The organism is Prochlorococcus sp. MIT 1223, from assembly GCF_034092465.1.
Lineage (GTDB): Bacteria > Cyanobacteriota > Cyanobacteriia > PCC-6307 > Cyanobiaceae > AG-402-N21.
In genome coordinates, this window is sequence record NZ_CP139303.1 from 1 (window position 1) to 24,802 (window position 24,802).

Consider the following 24,802-nt stretch of genomic DNA (forward strand, 5'->3'; position numbering starts at 1 on the left):
TAAAATAATGAACATTTTCTCATAAAAGCTTAGATTTATGGTCTAAGTAGGAATTGCCTGTGTTTAGGGGTGAAGAAGTTTGGAGCAAGGTTCAAAGGTCCCTTCAAAATAATCTAAGTAAGCCGTCTTATGAAACGTGGATTAGACCAACAAAATTTTATAGCTATGAAAATTACATTTTGACGTTAATTGCTCCAAACCCCTTTTCCAGCAATTATCTAAAGAAAAATTATTCAGATACTATTCAAAGTCTTGCAAAAGAGCTTTTAGGACAAGAAATAAAGGTCCAATTCAAAGCAATAGAAGGGGAGACTCTTGATAAGGATCCTTCTGAAGATAGGGTAGAAATTAAATCTTCCAACTCTTCTAGGGGAAATCAGTCCTCTAATACAGCAGCGAAGCCCCCCAGGGTTAAAAAAACTTCACTTAATCAAAGGTATGTTTTTAACAGATTTGTAGTTGGTCCGAATAGTCGAATGGCTCATGCCGCTGCTATGGCAGTGGCCGAAGCCCCAGGACGTGAATTCAATCCGCTCTATATATGTGGTGGCGTTGGATTAGGTAAAACACATTTAATGCAGGCTATTGGTCATTATCGCTTAGAAATTGATCCGACTGCAAAAGTTACTTATGTTTCTACTGAGACATTTACGAATGATTTAATTCTTGCAATTAGGAAAGGCGAAATGGAGGCTTTTCGAAATAAATATCGTGCTGCCGACCTGATTCTTGTTGACGATATACAATTCATAGAAGGCAAAGAATTTACCCAAGAAGAGTTTTTTCATACTTTTAATGCTCTACATGAAGTAGGTCGTCAAATTGTTTTAACAAGTGATAGACCTCCTAATCAAATTTCACGCCTCCAAGAACGGCTGGTTTCTAGATTCTCTATGGGGTTAATCGCAGATATTCAAACGCCTGACTTAGAAACAAGAATGGCAATATTGCAAAAAAAGGCTGAACAAGAGCGAATGCGCCTCCCGCGAGATTTGATTCAATTTATTGCAGGAAGATTTACCTCAAATATCAGAGAACTTGAAGGAGCTTTTACACGTGCAGTGGCCTTCTCGTCTATTACCGGATTGCCAATGAACGTAGAATCAGTTGCTCCAATGCTTGACCCCAGAAGTCAAGGTGTTGATGTAACTCCTAAGCAGGTAATTGATAAGGTTGCTGAGGTTTTCGATGTAACAGTAGATGAAATATGTAGTTCAAGTAGACGAAGACCTGTAAGCCAAGCTCGTCAAGTAGGAATGTATCTTATGCGTCATGGAACTGATTTAAGTTTGCCTCGGATAGGCGAAGCTTTTGGAGGTAAAGACCATACAACTGTTATTTATGCAATTGAACAGGTTGAAAAGAAATTGTCTACTGAACCAGAGATGGCAAGTCAAGTTCAAAGAGTTAAGGATTTATTGCAAATAGATTCTAGAAAGCGAAATTAATAGAATCTTCCATTCCAGCCAGATAAATGAGATGCTGCTCTTGAGCAGACTAAAGATCTAGCTGCTGAAAAAGCTGGATGCAAGTTTTTTGAATTAAATGGTGGTAAAGCTCTTCTCCTAAGCCAGCTACTCCATTGAAATTCATGGTAAGGAATGAGTGGTTCAGACAGAATAATGCCTTCCTTCTTTAGCTTCCAGACAAGACTTCTATAAGGATCATCTTCCATTCTTAATAGGCTCGAAGGTAGCTCTTTAGCTTCTTTGGGACCTCTGCCTCTACTGTCATATAAATATAACCAGCCTTGTTGGGATAAATAGTCATAAACCTCATGATTTTCTGAAGTGTCTAACTCTGAAACTATGTATCCAAACGCTTCAGCATTATTATCTAGTTCAACCAGTGCCTTCAAACGATGATGACGATCTAGCATCCATAATTCATGATTTTTATTTTGTACTAGTGGAACTGGTCTCTTCTTTAGATAGGCGGAAATTTTCTTATGGCTTTCTTCTTGAAATTCTTCTTGACGTGCCCATACCTCTGAAAATCCCACACAGATCTGCGTAGGCTTTAAGTCCTTTACTTTTATTTTAAATAGCTCTTGATTTGACAGAGGCTTTGGAATTTGTCTGTAGTTTGGTAATTGAACTTTTAGTGACATAAATAATCAGAATTGGTCTACAGCTCGCTCATTTACTAAATCTAGGTAGGTTTGATAAAAGTATTTTCTTTATGATGATCTTATTGATTTTAAAAAAAGTTCTGGATTTTGATCGAAGCGATTTAAAAAAGGTATTGGAGAACTTTCTTCATTTCCATCTATCTGAGCTGTCTGCTCAAGGGATTGGCGTAGTTCTCTTGCTGCAAGCAAAGTCATATCTCTAGGTACAGAGATTCGATCTCTTAGATATCTCAATCCAGCAGCACTTCCTTTATTAGGCGTGGCAACTTTATTTGTCACGAGGTTTGTTAGAGCCGCTCTCAACGGTTGGTCAAAAAATTCTCTACCCATTGGATTTACTTTCTTAATTGATTCACGATGTTTTAAAACCCTTGTTAATGCCTCGGCTTTTGACTCCTTAGAATATTTCACTGAGATGGAAATTTCTTGCTCTTCAAGTCCTTTCCCAATATCTATTAGATTGGATATGTTTTTCTGTTTTTTATTGTTATCGAACCAGCAGCCTCCCATCTGAGGAGGTAAATCATGAGCATGAGTATGAAAATCACCTTGAGTTCCTCTATATACATGGTCCTTTTCAAGTGCACTGAACCAATTATTAATGCTTTTATATTCTTTTCTGAGGCAAAAGCCTTTGTAGTAAGCCAATGAAGCATTCATTCTTTCTAAGTAAGGAATAAATATAACGTCTCCACTTCCCGGAGAAAGGACGCCGTTATTATTAGTTGGATCGAGCCATGGAGTAGAGCTTTTACTTAAAGTATTCTCCACTTCTTCTAATATAGTCTGAAAATTTTTCCTTCTTCTTTCATTTTCTTGATAATTATTTCTTGAAGGGCTACATAACCAAATACACCATTGTCTAAATAATCTTCTTTCTAGTCTTCTTAACCATAATGTCTTAGGGTGAAGTAATGAATTAGCAAGTGGACCAAACTTCTCTTCAAGTGAAAGGAGAATATCGTCGCTTTCAGTAATTATTTTTCCTTCTAGCTCAATGGCAGGTAGTAAGCCGGAAGGTACTTTATTTAGATACCAACTTTCTTTTTTGCCATAACAACGCATCGTTACTTTTCTTATTCGGTAGGGGATTTCTTTCCATTCGAGCCAAAGCCAAACTTTTTGGCAGTAAGGGCACCAGGCATGATGATCTCTATATAAAGTTACTTGGGCATTTTCTTCTGGTTGTCCAAATAAACGGAGTAAAGCATGCGAGTTATTTTTACCACTTGCTCGATCTTCGTCTATTTGAGGCAATTCAAGTAATTCTTCCCATGAAAGTACATTTGTGGCTTGGTTCATGTAAATAGTGGAGAATTGGTTAGTTGGGTTTAAATTTTAATTGGAAAACACGTTTGACTTAATCGTTTTAGGCGCTGGCTCTGGAGGGTTAGCGGCTGCTAAGAGAGCTGCTTCTTATGGTGCCAAAGTGGCAATTGTGGAAGGAGATCGAGTTGGGGGAACTTGCGTTATTCGTGGATGTGTACCTAAGAAATTACTGGTATATGGCTCTAGCTATAGACAATATATAAAAAATGCAGATAGTTATGGCATCACTTTTAAAGATGTCAAAATTGATTCTCAGATCTTATTGCAGAACACAAGAAAAGAAGTTGATCGATTAAATGATCTTCATACTAAAAATCTTGAAAAGGCAGGTGTTGAGTTGATTAAAGGTTGGGCAGAGTTTAAAGACCCTAATTCAATCCTGATAAAAAATATTTCTGATAATCAAGGAGAAATTGAAATTGAGGCTAAAAAGATTTTAATTGCAGTTGGAGGTTCTCCTATTCGACCTGATATCAAAGGAGCTTCTCTTGGCTGGGTTAGTGATGATATGTTCGCTTTAAATAGTTTTCCCGACGAGATAGTAATTGTAGGAGGTGGCTTTATTGCTTGTGAGTTTGCATGCATCTTGAATGGTTTTGGTGCAAAAGTTTCCCAATTTGTTAGAGGAGATAACTTATTAAGAGGTTTTGATCTTGAGCTTTCTGACTTATTAAAAGATGAGATGGTAGCTAATGGAATTGAATTGAACTTCGGACAATCTATTTCAGGCATTGATGGTAAAGAAAATGATTTAACTTTAACGACTAATACTAAGCAAACTTTAAAGACTAAAGGAGTCTTATTTGCTACGGGGAGAAATCCTTCAATTAGTCGATTGAAATTAGAAAATGCTGGTATTGAATCTATTAATAATAAAATAAATGTAGATAAAAATAATCTAACTAGTATCTCTAATATCTATGCAATAGGTGATGTTACTAATCGAATTAATTTGACTCCTGTAGCAATTGATGAGGGTAGGAAGTTTGCAGATAAAATTTGGGGGAATGGGACTCTTAGTGTTAATTATAGTTTGATCCCAAAGGCGGTTTTTAGTTCTCCTGAAATTGCGGCAGTAGGTCTTACAGAAGAGGGCGCAATCGAGAAGTATGGATTGGAGAATATCAAAGTCTTTAGATCTAAGTTCAAACCAATGTCTCAGTCTTTACCAAAGAGTGGAAAACTATGCCTCCTTAAACTAATTGTTAAAAGAGATAATCATAAGATAGTAGGTTGTCATATGGCTGGCGAGAACTCAGCAGAAATAATACAGATGGCTGCTATTGCTTTAAGACTTGGAGCAACAAAAATAGATTTTGATAAAACAATGGCACTTCATCCAACTATTGCAGAGGAGTTTGTGACAATGAATGCCTAAGTAGATAAACTTAACTTTGATCTAAAAATACAGTTAATTTAATTTCGAAGTATACTTTTCTTGATTAATTATATAAAAATATTTAATAGATTTAATTGCTACTAATATTAATCCTGTAGGAAGAATAATGGAAACCAAAATTATCCTGAATTCTTCATGTAGAATAGGAAATGAGTAAGGTATTATTTGATCGATTAAATATAAAATATATAAACTTAAAAGACCTATCCCTTCTAACCTACTTATTTTTCCTTTGGTCCAAAAAATAGGCATGCATGCAAGAGTAGAAAGAAGCATAATAGGCATGTCTTTGTTGATTAATACCTCATCTATTTCTAGTCCTGTTGTTCCTGAAGAAATGGCACATAAACTTAGGACAAGAAGTAGGTTCAAAATACTACTTCCGACGACATTGCCGATAGCAAGATCGGTCCGCCCTTTAAATGTGGCTATTAATGAAGTAATTAGCTCAGGCATCGATGTGCCAGCGGCAACTATAGTTAGGCCAATTACCGCTTCACTCACTCCAAGAAGTAAAGCTATTGAACTTGCTCCATTAACAAGTAGCTTTGAACCAAAAGAAAGTAAAACTATTCCAATAAAAAGCTTTGTCAAAGAATTTATCCAATTATTTGATATCGGTTGAGGAATGACTCCCGCATTACAATCTTTTTCTTTTGACTCTTCTCGGACAGTACGAATTTCCCAAGCTGTATTTATTAATAAAGCAATCAATAACGCTATTCCGGCTTGCCATGTAAGTCTTCCGTTAGAAGTCATGCCCCAGACCGCAGACGAAACAGCTATCAATAGTGGAACATCTCTACGAATTAGTCGACTTTCTACTTTTAATGGAAGAATAATTGCACTACTTCCAAGGACTACAAGAATATTGAAAATATTGCTTCCAACTACATTGCTCGCTGCCAGTGCATCCGAGCCTTGATAAAATGAGTTTAAACTCACAAAAAGCTCGGGTGCACTTGTCCCTAGGGATACAACAGTCAATCCGATTACTAATTGTGGAATTCCTAGGATCCCTGCAAGAATTATTGAGCCTTGAACAAAAAGCTCGCCACCCCAGAAGAGAAAGGCTATCCCAATGATTAACTCTAATAGAGACGATGTAAAATCATGCATAGTCTTTTTTATGTTAGTTCCTTAACAGAAAATCATTTGTTCTTTTAATTTTATTTTGCTGAATCTTTTTCATTTTTTGTTTACCTGTTAGATTAACTATAGATACCTTATTAAGGTAATAGTATTTTATCTATTGATCCCATATTGGGTTTGAGCTTTTGATAGATCAGATTACTTTGCGTCAACCAGATGACTGGCACTTACATCTAAGAGATGGAGCGCTGCTTGAATCCGTTATTGGCTATACGGCTAGAGTTTTTCGTCGTGCCATTGTGATGCCCAACTTAACCCCACCTGTAACAACTATTGAAGCTGCAAGAAATTATAAGAAGAGAATATTGAATGCTGTGCCTGACAATTTATCATTTACTCCTTTGATGACGGCCTATTTGACAGATGACTTTTCTGCAGAAGTTTTAGAAAAAGGCTTTGATGAAGGTGTTTTTATAGCCGCTAAACTATATCCTGCAAACTCAACAACTAATTCTTCTAGTGGAGTTAGTGATATAAGAAAAATTGACTCTCTTCTTGAGACGATGGAAAGAATAGATATGCCATTGCTTATCCATGGGGAAGATACAGATCCCTTAATTGATATCTTTGATAGAGAGGCAGTCTTTATAGACCGTCATTTGCAGCCTATCTTTAAACGTTTTCCTAAGTTACGTGTTGTCTTAGAGCACATTACTACTGTAGATGCAGTTCAGTTTGTTGAAACAAGTGGATTCAGGCTCGCAGCGACAATTACACCCCATCACTTGCATATAAATAGAAATGCAATGTTTTTAGAAGGATTTCGAAGTGATTTCTTTTGTTTACCGATAGTCAAAAGAGAAAAGCATCGATTGGCTTTAAGGCAAGCTGCTACAAGTGGAAAATCTTGTTTTTTTCTTGGTACTGACTCTGCCCCTCACCTTCGCGGTGCAAAAGAGAATGCCTGTGCTTGTGCAGGCATATTTAATTCTCCTTATGCAATTGAAAGTTACGCAGAAGTATTCGAAGAAGAGAATTCCCTTAATCGATTGGAGGCTTTTTGTAGTGAGTTTGGTCCTTCTTTCTATGGCTTACCAGTAAATACAAGTTCTATCAAGTTAGTAAGGCGTTCATGCCTTGTTCCGGAAAACCTTCATCTTGGAAGAAGAAGTCAGGATTTATCAATAGTTCCATTTCATGCAGGGGAAAATTTAAATTGGTCTTTTGTCAATATTGAAAAATAATTGTTTATTAACAGTAAGCTAATTGAGTGGGAGTAGGGGGACTTGAACCCCCACGGCCTAAAGCGGCCAACAGATTTTAAGTCTGGTGCGTCTACCAATTCCGCCATACTCCCTTGAAAAGGTCGGGTAAGTAACCTTACCCTGATCATAGTTATTGAAGCGCACTTTTCTCCATAGTGACTTTACTCGCATTGGGAAATCAAATTCCCAACAACTTATTACTTGTCTTTGGCACTTATGCTGTGCTGGGCTTTATTTACTTGGTGGTTGTTCCATTAGCTCTTTATTACTGGATGAATAATAGATGGAATTTCATGGGAAAGTTTGAGAGATTAGGAGTTTACGGATTAGTTTTTCTTTTTTTTCCAGGTTTAATTATATTTTCTCCTTTTTTAAATTTGCGTCTTAATGGACAAGCTGAGAAATAGAACATGACTCGAGCAAAAGTTATTCAATTAGGTTTTTTGGTTCTGCTATTAGGTGGTGCTGGATATTTTGCTTTTCTTACATTTGGTTTTGATGAAGCATCTGCTGGTATAGCCGCTGAGGCTGTTCTTATACTTATAGTCCTAGCTTGGACCTTCTCTTACTTTCTCAGGGTTATTAATGGCAAGATGACGTTTGTTGAACAACGCAAAAGGTATAGAGCTGCTTACGACCAGATAACAAATACAAAATTAAAATCAAAATTTGAGTCTTTGTCTGAAGAAGAGCAGAAACGCTTGATTGATCAACTTGAAAAGTAACAAAGATTTTTTACTAACACTTTGATTTAGGAGTCCCGACAAATTAGCCTAAATTAGTTTTTTAAATGAGTGATAATAGTGAACACATTGAATTTAAAACCTTGAATAGTTCAAATATCTCTAATCGCTTCTTAAAAATTAAGCAAGAAGGACGAATTGCTTTAATGCCTTTTCTAATGGCCGGCGACCCTGACTTGAGAACAACCTCAGAGATTTTGTTGAAATTGCAAGATAATGGAGCGGATATTGTTGAGTTAGGTATTCCTTATAGCGATCCTCTTGCAGATGGTCCTGTTATTCAGTTAGCGGCTTCACGTGCACTTTCTTCTGGAACTTCTCCGTCAAGTGTTCTTGAAATGTTGAGTCAATTACGAAATAAATTGTCAATACCTGTAATTCTTTTTACTTATTGCAATCCTCTTTTGAATATAGGATTCGAACGATTTTGTGATGAAGCATCAGAAGCAGGTGCTTCTGGACTTGTTGTTCCAGATCTTCCTCTAGAAGAAGCTGAGAAGTTCTCTTCAATTGCTTCAGATAAAGGTTTGGATTTGATCTTGTTAGTTGCACCTACAACACCTAAAGATCGAATGAAAAGGATTGCTCAGAATACTAAGGGGTTTACATATCTAGTTAGTGTTACAGGTGTTACTGGAGAGAGGTCAGTTATGGATAATCGTGTGAAGACTCTTGTACAACAACTTAAAGAATCTTCGGTTAGTCCTGTTGCTGTTGGATTTGGTATTTCAGCTCCTAAACATATTCGTCAAGTTCGTAGTTGGGGTGCTGATGGAGCAATAGTCGGTAGCGCTCTAGTCAAAAGAATTGCAAGTGCTGTACCTGGTAATGAGGTAGAAGAAGCTGTTAATTTCTTGAATGAATTGAGATCAGAGGTTTGAAAAAATATTATATAGCTATTTTAATTTTTAAATTTTGAGAAAAATAAAAAGTCCTGGAATCATTCCAGGACTTTGCTTTTTATTTATTATTTATATTTTTTATTGACTTATTAGTGATTTTTTAATCATCACCATCTTCAGCACCTGCAGGAACAAGTCTTATTTGCTTGCGACCTAGCTTGATCTCAAATTCATCTCCAGCTTTTAGATCTAATAAGGCAGTATATGCCTTACCAATTAAAAGATTTCCATTGCCTTGAACTGTCGCTACGTAACTAAGCTTTCTTCCTCCTTTACCAATTCCAGCTACTCCTGTAGCTCCAAGGCTTACACCTTTAGCTTCAAGAAGAGCTTCATAAAAGGCTGTGAAGTTAAGACGTTCACCACCATCCTTCTTAGTGGATATATATCCACAAGCCTTAACAAGATCTGATTTGCTTACATCACCAAGTTCTTTGACTTTGGTGAGTAGGTCGCTACCTGTGAGCATAATTCTGAAATAAAAGAATCTACATAATTAACATAGCAAAATGTATGCCAATTGTGTCAACATTAGGGTGTTAATTTTCATGGATTAATTAATCATCGAAATTATGGAGCGATTTGTTCTTTGGGGTAAATACTGTGAGAATGCTATTGAAAAGCGAACACCATTTCGTGAAGAGCATCTAGATAGGCTTTCTAATCTTAAGAAACAAGGCTTACTTATTACGTTGGGTCCTACAAAATGTACTAGATATGTTTTTGGAATATTCCAAGTTTCTAATCTTGATGAATTAAGGAAGATAATTCAAGATGACGTTTATTGGAGAGAGGGTATATGGATTTCTTATGATATTTATCCTTGGACCCAAGCTTTTTGAGACTGTTCCCATATCCAATTTGCAACAATTTTATCGCCTTCTTCTCCAAGAACTTTTTTATATCCACTCATGTTTCCTATTCCATTACGAGCAACTTTTGCAATTGCTTCGGGGTTATCTAGACCATTGCGTTTTAAGGCAGATATCTTAAGGGTTTTGTTTCTTCTGATAATGTTTCCTCCATTTACATGACATCCTGAACAATGTTCTAAGAAAAGTTTTTCACCTTTTGAGTTGTTAAGTGCTAATAATTGATTTGAGTAGATTAAGAATGTTGAGAAGAGAAAAAAAGATATTAAAATTGAACCAAAAAGTTTTTTAATGAGTAGGTTCATTCAGAAGTCAATAAAATGGGAGTACGGAGATTTTCTTAATTATTGATGTTTTCTCTAAGTTCTTCTAATAGAAGATCTAGTTGATTAAAAGGATCAGATTCTTCTTGATTATTATTTATCTCTTGTTGAGGATTAATCCAGTTGCTTTCTATTGAGCAAAGACGCTCAGCAATTGTAGCAATACCACCTTTTTTGAAATCTGCTTTTAAGACTTCAATCAGATTTGGCATCCTTGATGAGCTGGCTTTAAGACTTTCTTTTAGATCCGCCTGGGTTTTTCCCCTGTGCTTAAGCCAATCTTTTATCAGAAAAGTAAGCTTTTCTTCTAGATCCTTAGACCATTTGATCATTTTATAAAGGTAACCATGTATCAAGTTTTTTCAGAGCCCTGGCCCTTATCTGAGGCGTCATATGATTTTGCCAAAGACTTATTACAGCTGTCAAAGCAACCAGATCATCGCTGAAACCTGCTACAGGAATAAAATCAGGCATTAGATCCATAGGCATTATTAGATAGCTGAGTGCTGCAAACATAGAGATTTTGACTTGATAAGGAGTTGAAATATCTGTCATCATTTCAAAAGCTTCTAGAGCAGGTTGAGCAATAGTTCTACCTGCCTTTATTAATATTTTCCTTAATAGCCCTTCATCAATAACAGAACTATCGATAACTTCTGCTTCGTAAAAATCTTTTTCTGATTTTTTATTAATTGTCATTTGTTTTTTAAGACTAAAAAGCCTTCTTCCTTATTTTTACTAAAAAAATGAAAATACCAACAATTCAGATTGATTTAGTTATATGAGGAAGGTTTATTCATTCACTTTCAATAGGAATCCCTTCACCTATTCCACTATTCACTCCGGCTCGGCGTAGTTTTCTTAGTGCTCTTTGAACTACTTGTCTGCAGTACTCTCTGCTGCAATTCATATGACGAGCAACTTCTGCCAATGTTCTCCATTGATTCGTTCCATCAAGACCAAATCGCAGGCTGACTATTTTTCTTTCTTTTGGAGTTAAATTTGCAGTGTCAAGTAAAGACCAGGCTGAGTCACTCCTTTCTGCTAATTCAGCTAGTTCCATTGGTGGGGTTTCTTCACTAGGTAATACATCAACTAGTTCTGATGGATCAGACTTTGACTTGATTACTCCTTGAAGACTTACGGTGATACTTCTTAATTCACATGCTAATAATTCTTCAACTTCTTCTTTTGATATATTCAATTTCTTAGAGAGTTGTGCGCTTGTTGGATGAATTCCATTTTCTTGCATTAAACGAGATTTGGCTGCTCTTAGTTTTGTTAGTTTTTCATTGATATTTACGGGTATCCTAATCGTTCTACTTTGTGTGGAAAGTGCTCTATTTAAGCCCTGCCGAATCCACCAATAAGCATATGTAGAGAATCGATGGCCTCTTTTGGGATCGTATTTTTCGACCGCTCTTGTTAGACCTAAGGTTCCTTCTTGGATTAAATCAAGTAGCTCAAGCCCTTTCCCTTGATAACGTTTAGCAAGATTTACAACCAGTCTTAGATTGGCTTCTATCATCTTGTTCTTCGCTTTTTCTCCAATTCGAATTGCTCTCTTTTCTATATCTGTGTAATCGCAAGCAGGCCCTTTACCTCCAGCAATATGACATCTCTGAGTCAAGGCAATCATTTCTTGCACTTTTCTGCCCATAGTGAGTTCTTGTTCAGGAGTAAGGAGCGGGTGTCGCCCTATCTCTCCAAGAAAGTCGCTTAAAGAACTCACGAGGTTTTCCTTATTTATATTCTTAATCTAGAGAAAAAATGTTTACTTTCTATTAGCGTAATGAATAGTTCGGAATTGATGATTTTCTTTCCACTTTTTTGAATCAACTTTTCTTGATTGGATAAAAATTTTTATTGATTTATGAAGTATTTTTTTAGGTGTACATACTTATATAGTTATTGTGTCTTTTCTCGTTAGTCTCTTTAAGTAGATTTATTTTCATCCCATGCCCCTGGGAACAATCTTTGGCAATGTTGTTTTGCAAAAGGCTGGAATTGCTTACATACATTATCTGAGTTTTATGATTTGTTTTGGAGCATTAGTTCTGGAACGAAAGATCTTAAAGGTCTCCCCTGATCGAAAAGAGGCTATAACTCTTCTTCTGGCTGATGTTGTATATGGAGTGGCTGCATTATTGCTTCTTTTGAGCGGCCTTTTAAGAGTTCTTTACCTTGGACAAGGCAGTGAGTTCTATACTCAAAATCCAATTTTTTGGATTAAGATAACTATTTTTATAGGAGTAGGATTACTCTCTCTTTATCCAACTTTTACATATATTCTTTGGGCTATTCCCTTAAGTAAAGGAGAGTTGCCAAAAGTGGATTCGATTTTAGTTGAACGAATTACAAAAATAATCAATATTGAATTGATTGGATTTATCATGATCCCTCTTTTTGCAACACTTATGGCAAGAGGGGTTGGATTGGGTTAAGGGAAGTAAGAATTGATTATTTTTCAGGATTAATTGGTTGGTTTTAGATCCTTATTTTATGCTTTATTTCTTCTCTTACCTCTTCTAGAGGCTAATACTTCAAGGACATCATTCCAGTTTACATTGTGATGTTTTAGTGCGACTTGTAAGTGAAAAAGCAAGTCTGCTGCTTCATTTGCAATTGAAGATGGTTCATCATCCTTACATGCCATTACAAACTCGGCTGTCTCTTCTCCTATCTTTTTCAGTATTTTATTGTCCCCTTCTCTTAAAAGGCTATTGGTATAACTTTTTCCGTCAGGTTGGGTATATCTAGATTCAATTGTTTGGAATAACTCACTGCATGCATCAGCAGGAACTATTGAGATCTCGTTTCCTTCCTTTTTTAATATTTCATTAAAGAAACAACTCCTTTTCCCTTCATGACAAGCAATTGAACCTACTTGTTGAACTGTGAGGAGGATTGCATCGGCATCACAGTCATATCTCATTGAATTTAATTTTTGAGTATGTCCGCTAGTTGCACCTTTCTCCCATAACTCTTTTCTGGATCGACTCCAATAATGTACTTTCCCTGTTGTAATTGTTTTTTCTAATGATTGTCGATTCATCCAAGCCATCATTAAGACAGCACCATCTAGCCAATCCTGCGCAATGGCTGGGATTAGGCCATTTTCATCAAAAGAAAGTTTGTTTATGAAGGATTCACTCATAGAAGTCATACACTTATTTTAAGAAGAAGTTTTAGTTTGATCTTTAACTAGTCTCCTCAATCGTTTATTGGATGTCTATCCCTAATTTCACTTTTACTTGTAGTAAGAGTTTTAAAGACTACCCCTGTTGCCATAGACAGTGGAAACATTCAGGACACTGCAAATTTGTTCATGGATATAGTCGCAGCTTCACCTTTTGGTTTGCTGCAACTAATCTTGATGAGAATGGATTTGTTGTTGATTTCTCAAGTCTTCGGGAAGTAGAGGGGAAATTAAAAAATCATTTTGATCATACATTCCTTATTAATGAAGATGATCCTTTGATTCTTGACTGGCAGAGACTACATAAAGAAGGTGCACTAGATCTTCGCATAATGAAAAATGTGGGAATGGAATCATCTGCTGAGCTTATTTGGAATTGGGCTAACTCTCTTTTGTTCAAAAAAGACTCTGGTAGAACATGTTGCTGGCGCACTGAATCAAGAGAAAATGATTCAAATGCAGCTTGTTTTGAGCTCGTCCCTGATTGGTTTAAAGATAGATAATGTATAAGAAGTGGAAATTATGATATTTAGTTTCTAGCCTTTTAATGAATGAGCATGAGTTTAATTTATAGAATGCGTTTCAGAAACTAAGAATCAAAATAGATCTCATTATTGAATAAACCTACCTTAATTATTGATCCAGGTTTTATACCACCTTTTAAAATTAATTTTGCAATAGGATTTTCTAGTTGCTTTTGAAGTTCTCGTTTAAGAGGCCTAGCACCGTAAATAGGATTAAAAGCTTTGTTTGAAATCCAATTAATTGCAGTTCTGCTAATCTCTATATCAATATCCCTTTCTTTTAGTCTTGTTCTTAAGTTATTGATTTGTATATTAATTATTTGATTTAAATCATTTTGCTGAAGACTATTAAAAATTATTGACTCATCTAACCTGTTAAGGAACTCAGGCTTGAAAGTCTTATTAAGAGAACTTTTAATAATATCTAGCATTCTTTCTCTTTGATTCTCAATTCCTGAAAGCTCAATAATTGCTTGACTACCAATATTACTTGTTAAAATTATTATTGTGTTGCTGAAGTTGACTGTTCTCCCCTGGCCATCTGTCACTCTTCCTTCATCAAGGATTTGTAGCATTAAGTTAAAAATATCATCATGAGCTTTTTCTATTTCGTCGAATAAAAGCACAGAGTATGGATTTCTTCTAATTGCTTCAGTTAATTGTCCGCCAGATTCATGTCCGATATATCCTGGAGGCGCTCCAATTAATCTGCTTACGGAATGTTTCTCCATATATTCGGACATATCTATCCTTATCATTGATTGCTCGTTATCAAACAGTTGCGAAGCAAGTGATTTCGAAAGTGCTGTTTTTCCTACTCCTGTAGGACCTAAAAATAAAAAACTTGCGATAGGTTTATTTGGATCACTTAGGCCTGTTCTTGATCTTTGTATTGCATCAGATATAGACCGAATAGCTTCATTTTGTCCGATAATTGTTTCTTTAAGAGAGTTTTCTAGGTCAAGCAGCTTCTCTATTTCTGATTTGGCTAATTTTTTGATAGGTATAGATGTCCACTTAGAAATTACTTCAGCGATATCATTATCTGTAACCTCTTCGCGTAGAAGGGAACTTTCTTCTGAATTATTCTCTCTTTCATCTAATTCCTTTAAGAGATTGCCCAAAGTGCCGTATTCCAGTTCGGCTGCCTTATTTAAATCATAATTTCTTTTGGCTTGTTCTATCTGTAGTTGCACCTTTTCAATCTCCTCTTTAATTGATGAAATTCCATCAATTGATTCTTTTTCTTTTTGCCATTGAGTATTTAGAGAGTTTTGCTTTATTAGTAGTTCTTTCAGCTCTACTTCGATAAGTTTTAGCCTCTCTTTACTCGCATTATCAGACTCTCTATCTAAAGAGAGTTTTTCCATTTGTAGTTGAACTATTTTTCTATCTATTTCATCAATTTCCAGAGGCCTTGAGGTGATTTCCATTTTCAACCTAGAGGCGGATTCATCTATTAGATCGATTGCTTTATCAGGCAAGAATCTATCGGTTATATATCTATTGCTAAGGGTTGCTGCAGCAACCAAGGCATTGTCTGCTATGCGTACTCCATGGTGAACTTCATATCTTTCTTTGAGGCCACGTAGGATAGAAATTGTATCTTCTATTGTCGGCTCATTAATCATTACTTGTTGAAATCTTCTTTCAAGAGCAGGATCTTTCTCTATATGTTTTCTATGTTCAGTAATTGTTGTTGCACCAATACATCTAAGCTCTCCTCTGGCAAGCATCGGTTTAAGTAAATTGCTTGCATCCATAGATCCACCCGTGGCGCCCGCTCCAACAACTGTGTGTATTTCATCGATGAAAAGAATTATTTGACCATCTGATTTAGTTACTTCTTTTAAAACAGCTTTAAGCCTCTCTTCGAACTCTCCTCGATATTTGGCACCTGCTATTAGAGCACCCATATCAAGAGAAATTAGCTGTCTCTCTTGAAGTGCAGAAGGAACATCTCCATTAATTATTCGTTGCGCAAGCCCTTCCACTATGGCAGTTTTGCCTACTCCAGGTTCCCCAATTAAAACAGGATTATTTTTTGTTCTCCTGCTTAGTATCTGTATAGTTCTCCTGACTTCCTCATCTCTTCCTACTACTGGATCTAGTTTCCCCTCTCGAGCTTGTGAAGTTAAGTTGATTCCATATCTTTCAAGAGATTCATATTTGTCTTCTGGGTTTTTGTCGATCACTTTTTGATTTCCTCTTATTGATTTAATACTTATAAGTAAAAGATCGGTATTAATATTATATTTATTAAAGAAGTTTTTACCGCATCTCTTGTCACTAGAAAGAGATAATATTAAATGCTCTTCTGAAATATAGCGGTCTTTGAATAATTCTCTATACTCTTCAGCTTTTGATAAGACTTTATCTAACTCTTGACCTAAAAACATACTTTCAGGTTCGTTATTTAATTTAGGCTGACTTTTAATGAATTCTTGAAGATCTTCTTTTATCTGCTGTCGCTCAATATTAACTTTTCTTAAAATACTTGAGGCTAATCTATTTTGTTCAATCAGTGCTAGAAAAAGATGTTCTGATTCTATTTTTTGATTCCTACTTTTTCTGGCAATCTCTTGGGAGGAGATTATCGCAGACCAAGAGTTCTCAGTAAATTGCTCTGCGTTAGGTTGCATATAAAAAAGCTTATTTATTTGAGATTATTATTTTTCGCATACTTTGATAAGGAGGTAAACCGATCTGAATCATTTTCGATTAGTTGATGTTCGGTTATTTACACTCTTAATTAACACTAATAAAAGAAGTATTCAAAATCATTCAGTTTGAGTAGATTTAAGTCCTCTCTCAGGTATCTTTTTTGTTGGAGAACCTCCTCTATATATTCTCCTATCAACAGTCTTCTTTTATATTTTTTAGGTGAAAATAAAACCGTAAGCTTTCGCCAGTGAAATCAATTTGTTCAAACTACTAACATAAGAACATATTTTCTTCGTAAGAAAGAACTTCTTTCTACTGCTCTAACAAAAGCCAATAAGCTTTTTCTAGACTTAGAAAAAACTATACTGATTGTTTAAGAATTACTGTAATTAAGAGTAGCTCGACTTTTAATCAAAGACAAAAAAAAGAGGTGGTAAACTACCACCTCTTTTTTTTGTCTTTAAGGCTAGTTAACAACAACTTTTCCTACCATTCCAGCGCCTCTGTGAGGCTCGCAATAGAAATCATAGGTACCAGAGTCGCTAAATGTTCTTTCCCATGACTCACCAGGAGCAAATGCTAGGTCTGGATGACTTAGGTCGTCATTTCCATCGAAAACTGCATTGTGAGGTGCAAGCTTGTTGTTTACAAATTTAACTGTGTCACCAGCGCTTATATTGACTGTGCTTGGCTCAAATGCAAGCATTCCAGCATCTGTGCCAAGTTTAACTTCTACGGTTTTTGCTTGAGCTGAGGATACTCCTAGTGAAACAACCAGGAACAAGGAAAAGGCAGCAGCAGCAAGTGATCGAAAAAAGGAAATCATTCGGTTCTTTATCTCTTTATATAGTTTAGCTTCTTTTGTGCTTTTTTTTCCTATTTATTCCTGAAACATGTAATACCTCGTTTAGTGTCTTTGCGTAACTCCTCCCTCCAAAACTCTCGGGCGTAGTTATTGGGTCGTGAATAAAATTTTTTTGTTTGATGCAGAATCTATCCCAAGTTGTCAGTTTTATTGGAAGAATTTTTATTAGCAATTCAATTAACCAATTCGTTAAGGGAATAGCGGGTGTGTTAATCATGCCTTTCCAATTTAAAAGAGTTTTGATTGCTTCATTCACCGAAATAGCCTCTTGACCTAAAACTAATTTCTTTATCCCAAGTTGATTCTCATCAGAATAAGGCCCATTAGGAGTAGTTGCTAAATGTCCGCATATAAATGCTATATCAGCAGCATGAATGAAATGAAATCTAGAAAATAATTTTATCCAGCGAGCGAGCCATAGCCATTCACATGCTTTGTTAAGGCCTTCCGTTAAGTAACTTGTTGGATAGATGCATTTTCTATCTACTCTTCCGCCAAAGACAAGAGTTGGAAATATTGCAATTATTTTGTCAGAAAAAGAATGCTCTTGTAATTCTTTAAAGCATCTAGCTTTCGTTTGGATGTATTCTGTTCCGTATCTAAAGGCTTCGGGAAGTGGAGAAAGATTATGTTTAAGAATACTGGCTGTTGAAAAGTAGATAATTTGTTCAATTTTCTCTGGGTTAAGAAGATCTAAAAGTTTTTCAACTGCAATTACATTTACTTCATAGGCTCTGCTTGGATCTCCCCATGCAGTTGCAGTATGAATAACTCTTGTGACAGTTGACAATTCATTTGCAAAAATGCCTGGTTGTCTTAAATCTCCAACTATTAACTGAACTCTTGGATGATTTGAATCTATCGCGGTGAGCTTGGATGGATCTCTTAACCAAAGGAGAAGATCTGCTTCGGTATTTTTAAGTAACCAAGTGGCTGTGTATTGCCCTACACAGCCACTTGCTCCTGTTATTAGTATTCGAGCCTTTTTCAAGAATCAGTAATTAAATATATTCATTGATACTTTTTCCAGTCTCAAAGAAAATTTTTGCATTATCTTCTGGAGTCCCTGGGAGAATTCCATGCCCAAGATTGAGGATATGAGATCTTCCTTTGGCCTTTTTTACGGTATCTATAATTCTTTCTTTAATGGCATTTGGTGAGCCAAATAGTAGGCCAGGATCAACATTCCCTTGAATCCCTATTCCCTTTGGAAGTCTTGCACATCCTTCTGCCATATCAACGGTCCAATCAAGAGAAACAATATCTACCCCTGTACTACCCATTCTTTCTATTACTCCTGCACTCCCAGAAATATATAGAATTACGGGAGTATTAGGATGAGTTTCTTTAACTAGATCTACGACTTTCTTCTGATAAGGAGCTGCAAACGTGTCGTAATCGATGGGACTCAATTGTCCAGCCCAGGAGTCAAACATTTGAACTACTTGCGCACCTGAATCAATTTGATAACGCAGATAAATTGCAATTGATTCAGCAAAATGGTTAAGAAGTTTATGGAGTAAGTCGGGTTCTTGGAAGGCCATCGACTTAATTATTGAATAATTTTTACTGCTTTTTCCTTCTACGACATACGCTGCAAGAGTCCATGGAGCTCCAACGAATCCCAATACAGCTGCTTCATTTTTAACACTTTCTCTTAACCTCCCAAGAACTTCTCCAACAAAGCCCATGCTTTCTGCTGGAACTAGTTTTCTCAGAGAGCTGACCTGATCAATATTTCTTATTGGATCTTGAATTATTGGTCCTTTGCTTTCAATAATGTCAAATTGAATACCCATGCCAGGCAAGGGAGTAAGAATATCTGAAAAAAGTATTACACCATCTGGCTTGAAGGCTCTAAATGGTTGCATAGATATTTCATAAGACAAATCTGGGTTTTCAGATCTATCCCTGAAACTGGGATAGCGATCACGCAGATCTCGGTATACCTGCATATACCTTCCAGCTTGGCGCATCATCCAAACTGGTGGACGATCTACTGATTCACCACAGGCTGCACGAAGTAATAAGGGCTTAGAATTACTCATTCGTAGGACGATATCAAGCGAGAAACTTACTAGACGCTGGCCCTATTAGTGCCCATTGGGCAATTGATAAGGAATCTTCTTCACACCTTTTTGGATTTTGGAATTTTTAAAAAGTGCGTTTTCATGTGTCTGGCGACTCTTTATTTTCAAGAACCTTTTCCAATTGACTTAGATGGATTGTGCTTTAGCACTAGAACACTAAGAGGTGGTAATGATAAATCGATGGAATAATCGTAACCATGAATATGCCATTCATCCGTAAATTTACCTCCCATATTGCCCATATTTGAGCCCCCATAGTTTTCCCCATCAGTATTTAGAAGCTCTTCATAGAACCCATTGACGGGTACTCCAACTTTGTAGTTTGAGTGGCCTTGAGGTGTGAAATTAGCTATAACAACAAGCCATTCTCCATCCGTTTTCTCCCTTCTCATGAAACTGATTACAGAGTTTTTATTGTCATTACAATCAATCCATTGGAAACCATATTCGTCAAAATCGTCTTTCCATAATGCAGGCTGAGATTTATAAAGCTTGTTAAGATCTGAAATTAATCTTTGAATACCTTTATGGGGTTCATATTTCGTAAGTTCCCACTCAAGATCATCCCATACATTCCATTCTTTTCTTTGCCCAAACTCCATACCCATAAAGATTGTTTTCTTGCCAGGATGAGTCCACATATAGGCCAGAAGTGCTCTTGTGTTTGCATGCTTTTGCCAGTCGTCACCTGGCATCTTATTTAATAAATTACTTTTGCCATGAACTACTTCATCATGACTTAGTGCAAGCATAAAGTTTTCAGTAAAGTTATAACAAATTGAGAAAGTTACATTGTTTTGGTGAAATTGTCTAAACCATGGATCTAGTTCAAAATAATCAAGCATGTCATGCATCCAACCCATATTCCATTTGAGGTTGAATCCTAGTCCTCCTATATCAGTAGGTTGAGTGACTCCTGGCCAAGTTGTTGACTCTTCTGCAATTGATAGAGCACCAGCAAAATTTTGAAAAAGAACATGATTTGCTTGTTGAAGGAATTTAACAGCTTCAAAATTTTCATTTCCGCCATTCTCATTTGGGATCCATTCTCCTTCAGGCCTTAAATAATCCCTATAAAGCATTGAGGCAACAGCATCAACACGTATTCCATCAATATGAAATTGATCAAACCAATAAATTAAATTTGCGACAAGGAAATTACGAACCTCATTTCGACTGTAATTAAAAATTAGGGTCCCCCATTCTTTATGCTCTCCAATTCGAGGATCTGAATGTTCATAAAGATGACTCCCATCAAAGAAGGCCAAACCATGACTATCTTTTGGGAAATGTCCAGGTACCCAATCTAAAATTATTCCAATGCCTTCCTGATGACATCTATCAACAAATGCTCTGAATTCATTAGGAGATCCATATCTACTTGTTGGTGCATACCATCCAGTAACTTGATATCCCCATGAGCCATCAAACGGATGCTCTGATATTGGCATTAACTCAATATGAGTAAAACCTTTCTCTTTGATATAGGGAATTAATTTGTCTGCAAGTTCTTTGTAAGTTAAAAGTCTTGTACCAGGCTTTAATTCAGCGGCTGGAACGCATTCTCTTGCTTCTCCGGTCTTTTCTATAAATGGTTCGTTAGCAGAAGCGTGCAACCAACTACCTAGATGCATTTCATAAACTGCAATAGGTTGATCAAGGGGATTACTTGTGTCTCGATTGTTAATCCAATGAGAATCCTCCCAATCGTAATTATTTAATTTAGATACGATCGAGCCGGTTGCCGGTCTTATTTCATGGTGGAAGCCATAAGGATCAGCTTTTTGGTAGCAGTGTCCCTCTTGAGAGCGTATCTCATACTTGTAAAGGCAACCTTCATTGATTCCTGGAATGAATAATTCCCAAATACCTCCAAGCCTTTTTTGCATTGGATGATGCCGACCGTCCCAAGAATTAATTTCTCCAATAACAGAAACGCTTCTAGCATTTGGAGCCCAAAGGCAAAACATCGAACCCTTAACTCCTTCTCTTTCGACAAGGTGAGCGCCCATCTTTTCCCAAATATGATGATGATTCCCTTCAGCAAAAAGATGCCTATCTACTTCTCCCATCCATTCATCTCTAAAAGCCCAAGGATCATTTTGAATATGTTGTATTGCTGCTCTATTGACTTTTAATTGATATTTGGAACCAGGGTTTTTACTGAGGATTGTCTCGAAAATCCATGGATGATTTGGATTGGTTAGTTCAATTTCTTGTTGGTTAATTAATAGACATACCTTCTCTGCCTCAGGTACCCAAGCTCTAATTATCCATTTATCTTCATGTGCTTGAGGCCCTAGGATAGAAAAGGGACTGTCATGTTTGCACTCTGAAAGCTTTTGCCCTTCTTTGGCCAGCCAGTCGAAAATAACACTTGTAGCCATGATGGACTGGAGATGTGAAGTTAGAGCTTAATCTGCTTACCGCCCTTTCTTGAGATTTCTTGATCAAGAAGGGGAGAGATATAAAGCTTTGATTTTGAAATATTAATTGAAATAGTAGTAACCAAGCAATCAGAGTCTGGGGCTCCACAAGAAAGATTATCGTCCCCTGGGTTGATCCCAATAGCTGGCCATGCAGCTCCAGCAATTGATAGACGAAGTCTGGTGCCTTCTTTGAAGTCAGCAAGTAAGGGTTGAAGTTTTATTTTTCTTACTTTGGGTTCCATTGCATTAGTTCCAATAACTCTTAGAAAACCAGTTGAAAGTTGTGAAACTTTTGTTTGCTCTTCATTAACTATTGATAAGGCTATGTAAATATCAAACCCCTTCTTATCTGATGAAGCTTCTAATTCAACTATTGGTATACCTTCTAGTCTGATTAACTTATTTAATTTAGAAGTAGTAAAAGTAGCTACGTCAAATCTTTTGTCTAATTCCTTCCTGTCTGTCTCGCCAGGCTGAGGGCTTAAATGTCCACCTATAGCTGGGAATGGTCTCCAGGGGTCATGGACTATAACAATATGTCCAGAGCTATTTGAGTTGCTTTTTAAAATCCCATCATCAGTATTTACACAAGCTTTGCCCTCTGTGGCTAACCCCCACCATTCGGGCATTATTTTGCTATTAAATTCTGATTTTTCCCATTTCTTAGTGGTTAAATTCCAGAGATGTTTATAGTTCGATGAGAAACCTAATTTAGTTTGTTCTTGAAGATGGTATTTAAAAAAATTCAGTAACAGATGCTCAGTCCCCTCCCACCATTGTAGATGAGTTGCAGGCCCAATATGTAGGTAAGGTCTACCTCCAGCTTGTAAAGCATGTTGATAGATATCAAGTATTCCAATTAAATGAGGATCCCACCAACCTCCAATTAAAAGCATAGGTTTAATTAGCCAATCTTTTGAGGGTTTATGGATAGTCCAACTTTTCGAATTGTTTTTTGATTTATTGAGCCATTGCATTGCCATCCCTTGAGGATCATATTTTTCTAATATTTGAGGCCCATCTCTAAGGTAGCTTCCATTTTCAAGACTTTTTCTTATCTCTAACCATCCATTCTTATTTTTAAGACGTTTAACTTTTTGTGCAGCCAGTTGTAATCCCCAAGAGAGCCCTATGTGCCACCAAAAAGCACCACCCTCGCAACTCCAGTGATCGCTCTCATTAAGTCCTGTCATGGCTGGGGCTAAGCAGTCAGGAGGTGTTGAATTAGGTATTGAAACTAGTTGAGTAAGGCCTTGGTATGAGAATCCATATGTACCTAATAAGCCATTGCATTCAGGTAAATCCCTAACCCATTTATGAGTTCTAGTTGTATCAGAAGCTTCTTGCGAAAACCCTGAAAAATCACCTTCAGAGCTACCTTGTCCGCGAACATCTTGAATAATTACTAGAAAACCATGGCTCGCAAAGTAACTAGGATGTAGGTAAGTCACTGTTGAAGCAATTTCTTTTCCATAAGGTTGTCGCATCAATAAGGCTGGCCAAGGGCCCCTTCCATTATTGGGAAGCCATACTCTTGAGCTTAGTTTTACTCCATCATCAAGAATTAAATATTCATCTCTATAGCTTATTTTTTCCAAGACTTCTAAATTTTTCAGACAACATCAGGACAATGTAGTCCCCTAACGTACATTGAAATTATTTCAGCATCTATTGAGCTAAGGTTTCGCTTTCTGGAAATAGATAAAATAGATTCCTTTGAACTTGCTGATATTCCTTTAGCATTAAGAGCTTTGAATTTTGAACATAAGGCAATAGCTTCTTTAGGATTTCTCTTGACACTTTCTAACAGAGTAGATTGAGCCTGCGACAATGAATTAGAGCTAAGAAGTGCGATAGTTAGTGCAATTATGTAGCCCATAATTGGTTTGTATTTATTCTGAATAGTTCTTTGATTATATAGCTATTTTAAGGCCCTAAGAAATCTTGTTAATGTTGCTTTTGGTCTAAGCCGATTTGATGATTGTGTTTAATTGCTTTTGTAATTAATGAATGAGCTTTTTGGAGATTAATAATGGGTTGTCGACCAGTCTTTAGGAAACGTTCAAAACGACCAGTCTTTTGGACCAATTCTGCAGGGGATAATACAGACAAAGCTTGAATAGTTGATACTCCTGAATGCATCAGTAAAGCGGCTTCTCCTAAAGAAACTTTAAGATCACAGATAAGATTAGCTATACACCGTAGTCGTTTGAGATTCCTTGAGGTGGCCATTGTTGTTTGGGTTATTTTTGTTAGTTCCTCATCTTTTAATCTCTTGATTTGAGCCCATGAATTTATTCCTAGTGACAAAAGAATTTTCTTTTCTTCTTGAAAATTTTTTGGAATGTTTTTAAAGGGGTCTTGTGTTTTCAACCTAGATCCGTTTGAATTTCGATTTGCTGGGAATCATCTTCGATTAGATCTGCTTCTGTTTTTATTTGACTTGGGATTTCCCCATCAGTATTCAGATCAATTGAGTTGGGAATAGGCAAGGTGATGTTCTTTACAACATCTCTTAGGACTTCTCCTATAATTACTGGTTTACTAACTCCATTTCCTAAGTCTTCTACTTTCCTCAGACGAACATTAACTAAAGATCTATTTCTTCCTACACCCTTTAGGTTACTAGCTATTTGTTCAAGGGTCGGTTGTATTGCTTCTTTTGGAAAGTCATTAGGTGCTTGGGCTACGACAAGGTCGTAACCATTGTCATAAACGATTGGGGTATATATAGCACCTTCAATGTTAATGGGAGGCCTATAACTTTCTGTAAATGCCCAACAACTTGCAGAAAGTAAGAGGGTGAATATAGTTGACCCAACAAGCCTAAACTTGCCATTCCAATTGAATATGAAAAATAAAATAGTGAGTATTAGTAGGACTAATCCTAACCACGCAAACCAAGTGGTTGCATCTTGAAGTATTTGAGAAATGGACATCAGCTGGTGAAGATGACAATCAGTCCTTATATTTTG

27 protein-coding genes and 1 tRNA gene are annotated in these 24,802 nt (G+C 36.5%); 9 read left to right on the forward strand and 19 right to left on the reverse strand.

Going from position 1 to position 24,802, the window contains the following annotated elements:
- Nucleotides 1–59 precede the first annotated feature (59 nt).
- Complete coding sequence (gene dnaA, locus SOI85_RS00005; protein WP_320664185.1) at nt 60–1,448, forward strand: chromosomal replication initiator protein DnaA; 1,389 nt, start codon at nt 60–62, stop codon at nt 1,446–1,448.
- Here dnaA and SOI85_RS00010 read toward each other — a convergent pair.
- Together SOI85_RS00010 and SOI85_RS00015 are read right to left on the reverse strand one after the other, a co-directional pair.
- On the reverse strand, nt 1,445–2,110 hold the full coding sequence (locus SOI85_RS00010; RefSeq protein WP_320664186.1) for a ParB-like protein: 666 nt from the start codon (nt 2,108–2,110) through the stop codon (nt 1,445–1,447). The genes dnaA and SOI85_RS00010 overlap by 4 nt on opposite strands.
- Nucleotides 2,111–2,179: 69 nt before the next feature.
- A complete protein-coding gene (locus tag SOI85_RS00015) occupies nt 2,180–3,433 on the reverse strand; it encodes a glutathione S-transferase family protein (protein WP_320664187.1) in 1,254 nt (417 codons plus the stop codon).
- 40 nt (nt 3,434–3,473) lie between these two features.
- On the opposite strand from SOI85_RS00015, the gene gorA reads away from it, so the two are divergent.
- Nucleotides 3,474–4,838: a glutathione-disulfide reductase gene (gene gorA, locus SOI85_RS00020; RefSeq protein WP_320664188.1), complete on the forward strand. Its 1,365-nt coding sequence runs from the start codon at nt 3,474–3,476 to the stop codon at nt 4,836–4,838.
- Nucleotides 4,839–4,871: 33 nt separating this feature from the next.
- Here the strand turns inward: gorA and SOI85_RS00025 are convergent, their stop codons facing one another.
- Nucleotides 4,872–5,978: a calcium/sodium antiporter gene (locus SOI85_RS00025; RefSeq protein ID WP_320664189.1), complete on the reverse strand. Its 1,107-nt coding sequence runs from the start codon at nt 5,976–5,978 to the stop codon at nt 4,872–4,874.
- A 158-nt stretch (nt 5,979–6,136) separates the two neighbouring features.
- Here SOI85_RS00025 and pyrC point away from each other — a divergent pair, with 158 nt between their 5' ends.
- A complete protein-coding gene (gene pyrC / locus SOI85_RS00030; protein WP_320664190.1) occupies nt 6,137–7,195 on the forward strand; it encodes a dihydroorotase in 1,059 nt (352 codons plus the stop codon).
- A gap of 27 nt (nt 7,196–7,222) precedes the next feature.
- Here pyrC and SOI85_RS00035 read toward each other — a convergent pair.
- Nucleotides 7,223–7,308, reverse strand: a tRNA-Leu gene (locus tag SOI85_RS00035).
- Between the two features lie 63 nt (nt 7,309–7,371).
- On the opposite strand from SOI85_RS00035, the gene SOI85_RS00040 reads away from it, so the two are divergent.
- The 3 genes from SOI85_RS00040 (at nt 7,372) to trpA (ending at nt 8,840) form a co-directional block, all read left to right on the forward strand.
- On the forward strand, nt 7,372–7,623 hold the full coding sequence (locus SOI85_RS00040; RefSeq protein WP_320664191.1) for an NAD(P)H-quinone oxidoreductase subunit L: 252 nt from the start codon (nt 7,372–7,374) through the stop codon (nt 7,621–7,623).
- A 3-nt stretch (nt 7,624–7,626) separates the two neighbouring features.
- Nucleotides 7,627–7,941 (forward strand): DUF3007 family protein, encoded by a 315-nt coding sequence (locus SOI85_RS00045; RefSeq protein ID WP_320664192.1) that lies wholly within the window; start codon nt 7,627–7,629, stop codon nt 7,939–7,941.
- Nucleotides 7,942–8,006: 65 nt separating this feature from the next.
- A complete protein-coding gene (gene trpA, locus SOI85_RS00050) occupies nt 8,007–8,840 on the forward strand; it encodes a tryptophan synthase subunit alpha (protein ID WP_320664193.1) in 834 nt (277 codons plus the stop codon).
- A 121-nt stretch (nt 8,841–8,961) separates the two neighbouring features.
- Here trpA and SOI85_RS00055 read toward each other — a convergent pair whose 3' ends face one another.
- The gene (locus SOI85_RS00055; RefSeq protein WP_320664194.1) at nt 8,962–9,330 is read right to left on the reverse strand and encodes an AbrB family transcriptional regulator; all 369 of its coding nucleotides are present in this window, start codon (nt 9,328–9,330) and stop codon (nt 8,962–8,964) included.
- Nucleotides 9,331–9,433: 103 nt separating this feature from the next.
- Between SOI85_RS00055 and SOI85_RS00060 the strand changes: the two genes are divergently transcribed.
- Nucleotides 9,434–9,703: a YciI family protein gene (locus tag SOI85_RS00060; protein ID WP_320664195.1), complete on the forward strand. Its 270-nt coding sequence runs from the start codon at nt 9,434–9,436 to the stop codon at nt 9,701–9,703.
- Here SOI85_RS00060 and SOI85_RS00065 read toward each other — a convergent pair.
- From SOI85_RS00065 to SOI85_RS00080, 4 genes are all read right to left on the reverse strand, one after another.
- Nucleotides 9,679–10,038 (reverse strand): c-type cytochrome, encoded by a 360-nt coding sequence (locus SOI85_RS00065; RefSeq protein WP_320664196.1) that lies wholly within the window; start codon nt 10,036–10,038, stop codon nt 9,679–9,681. The two genes, SOI85_RS00060 and SOI85_RS00065, sit on opposite strands and share 25 nt — an antisense overlap.
- 35 nt (nt 10,039–10,073) lie before the next feature.
- Nucleotides 10,074–10,388 (reverse strand): hypothetical protein, encoded by a 315-nt coding sequence (locus SOI85_RS00070; protein ID WP_320664197.1) that lies wholly within the window; start codon nt 10,386–10,388, stop codon nt 10,074–10,076.
- A 1-nt stretch (nt 10,389) separates the two neighbouring features.
- Entirely contained in the window at nt 10,390–10,755 is a 366-nt protein-coding gene (locus SOI85_RS00075; protein ID WP_320664198.1) for a YkvA family protein, read from the reverse strand.
- 97 nt (nt 10,756–10,852) lie between these two features.
- Nucleotides 10,853–11,788: an RNA polymerase sigma factor RpoD/SigA gene (locus tag SOI85_RS00080; RefSeq protein WP_320664199.1), complete on the reverse strand. Its 936-nt coding sequence runs from the start codon at nt 11,786–11,788 to the stop codon at nt 10,853–10,855.
- Nucleotides 11,789–12,014: 226 nt separating this feature from the next.
- Here SOI85_RS00080 and SOI85_RS00085 point away from each other — a divergent pair, with 226 nt between their 5' ends.
- Entirely contained in the window at nt 12,015–12,500 is a 486-nt protein-coding gene (locus SOI85_RS00085; RefSeq protein WP_320664200.1) for a DUF2214 family protein, read from the forward strand.
- A gap of 56 nt (nt 12,501–12,556) precedes the next feature.
- Here SOI85_RS00085 and hisIE read toward each other — a convergent pair whose 3' ends face one another.
- Nucleotides 12,557–13,222 (reverse strand): bifunctional phosphoribosyl-AMP cyclohydrolase/phosphoribosyl-ATP diphosphatase HisIE, encoded by a 666-nt coding sequence (gene hisIE / locus SOI85_RS00090; RefSeq protein WP_320664201.1) that lies wholly within the window; start codon nt 13,220–13,222, stop codon nt 12,557–12,559.
- Between the two features lie 62 nt (nt 13,223–13,284).
- On the opposite strand from hisIE, the gene SOI85_RS00095 reads away from it, so the two are divergent.
- Nucleotides 13,285–13,758 (forward strand): 6-carboxytetrahydropterin synthase, encoded by a 474-nt coding sequence (locus SOI85_RS00095; protein WP_320664202.1) that lies wholly within the window; start codon nt 13,285–13,287, stop codon nt 13,756–13,758.
- Between the two features lie 86 nt (nt 13,759–13,844).
- Here SOI85_RS00095 and clpB read toward each other — a convergent pair whose 3' ends face one another.
- The 9 genes from clpB to SOI85_RS00140 all read right to left on the reverse strand — a co-directional run bounded on the left by clpB (nt 13,845) and on the right by SOI85_RS00140 (nt 24,766).
- Nucleotides 13,845–16,421: an ATP-dependent chaperone ClpB gene (gene clpB / locus SOI85_RS00100; protein ID WP_320664203.1), complete on the reverse strand. Its 2,577-nt coding sequence runs from the start codon at nt 16,419–16,421 to the stop codon at nt 13,845–13,847.
- A gap of 488 nt (nt 16,422–16,909) precedes the next feature.
- Nucleotides 16,910–17,269: a plastocyanin gene (gene petE, locus SOI85_RS00105; RefSeq protein ID WP_320664204.1), complete on the reverse strand. Its 360-nt coding sequence runs from the start codon at nt 17,267–17,269 to the stop codon at nt 16,910–16,912.
- A gap of 25 nt (nt 17,270–17,294) precedes the next feature.
- Nucleotides 17,295–18,299, reverse strand: a complete 1,005-nt coding sequence (locus SOI85_RS00110) for an NAD(P)-dependent oxidoreductase (protein ID WP_320664205.1) — start codon at nt 18,297–18,299, stop codon at nt 17,295–17,297.
- 10 nt (nt 18,300–18,309) lie between these two features.
- On the reverse strand, nt 18,310–19,356 hold the full coding sequence (hemE, locus tag SOI85_RS00115; RefSeq protein WP_320664206.1) for a uroporphyrinogen decarboxylase: 1,047 nt from the start codon (nt 19,354–19,356) through the stop codon (nt 18,310–18,312).
- 146 nt (nt 19,357–19,502) lie between these two features.
- Nucleotides 19,503–21,785: a 1,4-alpha-glucan branching protein GlgB gene (gene glgB / locus SOI85_RS00120; protein ID WP_320664207.1), complete on the reverse strand. Its 2,283-nt coding sequence runs from the start codon at nt 21,783–21,785 to the stop codon at nt 19,503–19,505.
- Nucleotides 21,786–21,805: 20 nt separating this feature from the next.
- Nucleotides 21,806–23,425, reverse strand: a complete 1,620-nt coding sequence (locus SOI85_RS00125) for a CocE/NonD family hydrolase (RefSeq protein WP_320664208.1) — start codon at nt 23,423–23,425, stop codon at nt 21,806–21,808.
- A gap of 14 nt (nt 23,426–23,439) precedes the next feature.
- The gene (locus SOI85_RS00130) at nt 23,440–23,706 is read right to left on the reverse strand and encodes a hypothetical protein (RefSeq protein ID WP_320664209.1); all 267 of its coding nucleotides are present in this window, start codon (nt 23,704–23,706) and stop codon (nt 23,440–23,442) included.
- 68 nt (nt 23,707–23,774) lie between these two features.
- Complete coding sequence (locus tag SOI85_RS00135) at nt 23,775–24,200, reverse strand: DUF4332 domain-containing protein (protein WP_320664210.1); 426 nt, start codon at nt 24,198–24,200, stop codon at nt 23,775–23,777.
- Complete coding sequence (locus SOI85_RS00140) at nt 24,197–24,766, reverse strand: Ycf51 family protein (protein ID WP_320664211.1); 570 nt, start codon at nt 24,764–24,766, stop codon at nt 24,197–24,199. Before SOI85_RS00140 ends, SOI85_RS00135 begins: the two co-directional genes overlap by 4 nt.
- Nucleotides 24,767–24,802: the final 36 nt, after the last annotated feature.

Coding starts and splice junctions, on each gene's coding strand:
- SOI85_RS00130 (WP_320664209.1), bottom strand. CDS start 23,706: ATGGGCTACATAATTGCACTAACTATCGCACTTCTTAGCTCTAATTCA.
- trpA (WP_320664193.1), top strand. CDS start 8,007: ATGAGTGATAATAGTGAACACATTGAATTTAAAACCTTGAATAGTTCA.
- hisIE (WP_320664201.1), bottom strand. CDS start 13,222: ATGACTTCTATGAGTGAATCCTTCATAAACAAACTTTCTTTTGATGAA.
- hemE (WP_320664206.1), bottom strand. CDS start 19,356: ATGAGTAATTCTAAGCCCTTATTACTTCGTGCAGCCTGTGGTGAATCA.
- SOI85_RS00045 (WP_320664192.1), top strand. CDS start 7,627: ATGACTCGAGCAAAAGTTATTCAATTAGGTTTTTTGGTTCTGCTATTA.
- SOI85_RS00015 (WP_320664187.1), bottom strand. CDS start 3,433: ATGAACCAAGCCACAAATGTACTTTCATGGGAAGAATTACTTGAATTG.
- petE (WP_320664204.1), bottom strand. CDS start 17,269: ATGATTTCCTTTTTTCGATCACTTGCTGCTGCTGCCTTTTCCTTGTTC.
- SOI85_RS00075 (WP_320664198.1), bottom strand. CDS start 10,755: ATGACAATTAATAAAAAATCAGAAAAAGATTTTTACGAAGCAGAAGTT.
- SOI85_RS00140 (WP_320664211.1), bottom strand. CDS start 24,766: ATGTCCATTTCTCAAATACTTCAAGATGCAACCACTTGGTTTGCGTGG.
- SOI85_RS00085 (WP_320664200.1), top strand. CDS start 12,015: ATGCCCCTGGGAACAATCTTTGGCAATGTTGTTTTGCAAAAGGCTGGA.
- clpB (WP_320664203.1), bottom strand. CDS start 16,421: ATGCAACCTAACGCAGAGCAATTTACTGAGAACTCTTGGTCTGCGATA.
- SOI85_RS00060 (WP_320664195.1), top strand. CDS start 9,434: ATGGAGCGATTTGTTCTTTGGGGTAAATACTGTGAGAATGCTATTGAA.
- SOI85_RS00025 (WP_320664189.1), bottom strand. CDS start 5,978: ATGCATGATTTTACATCGTCTCTATTAGAGTTAATCATTGGGATAGCC.
- SOI85_RS00065 (WP_320664196.1), bottom strand. CDS start 10,038: ATGAACCTACTCATTAAAAAACTTTTTGGTTCAATTTTAATATCTTTT.
- SOI85_RS00095 (WP_320664202.1), top strand. CDS start 13,285: ATGTCTATCCCTAATTTCACTTTTACTTGTAGTAAGAGTTTTAAAGAC.
- SOI85_RS00055 (WP_320664194.1), bottom strand. CDS start 9,330: ATGCTCACAGGTAGCGACCTACTCACCAAAGTCAAAGAACTTGGTGAT.
- glgB (WP_320664207.1), bottom strand. CDS start 21,785: ATGGCTACAAGTGTTATTTTCGACTGGCTGGCCAAAGAAGGGCAAAAG.
- SOI85_RS00010 (WP_320664186.1), bottom strand. CDS start 2,110: ATGTCACTAAAAGTTCAATTACCAAACTACAGACAAATTCCAAAGCCT.
- SOI85_RS00070 (WP_320664197.1), bottom strand. CDS start 10,388: ATGATCAAATGGTCTAAGGATCTAGAAGAAAAGCTTACTTTTCTGATA.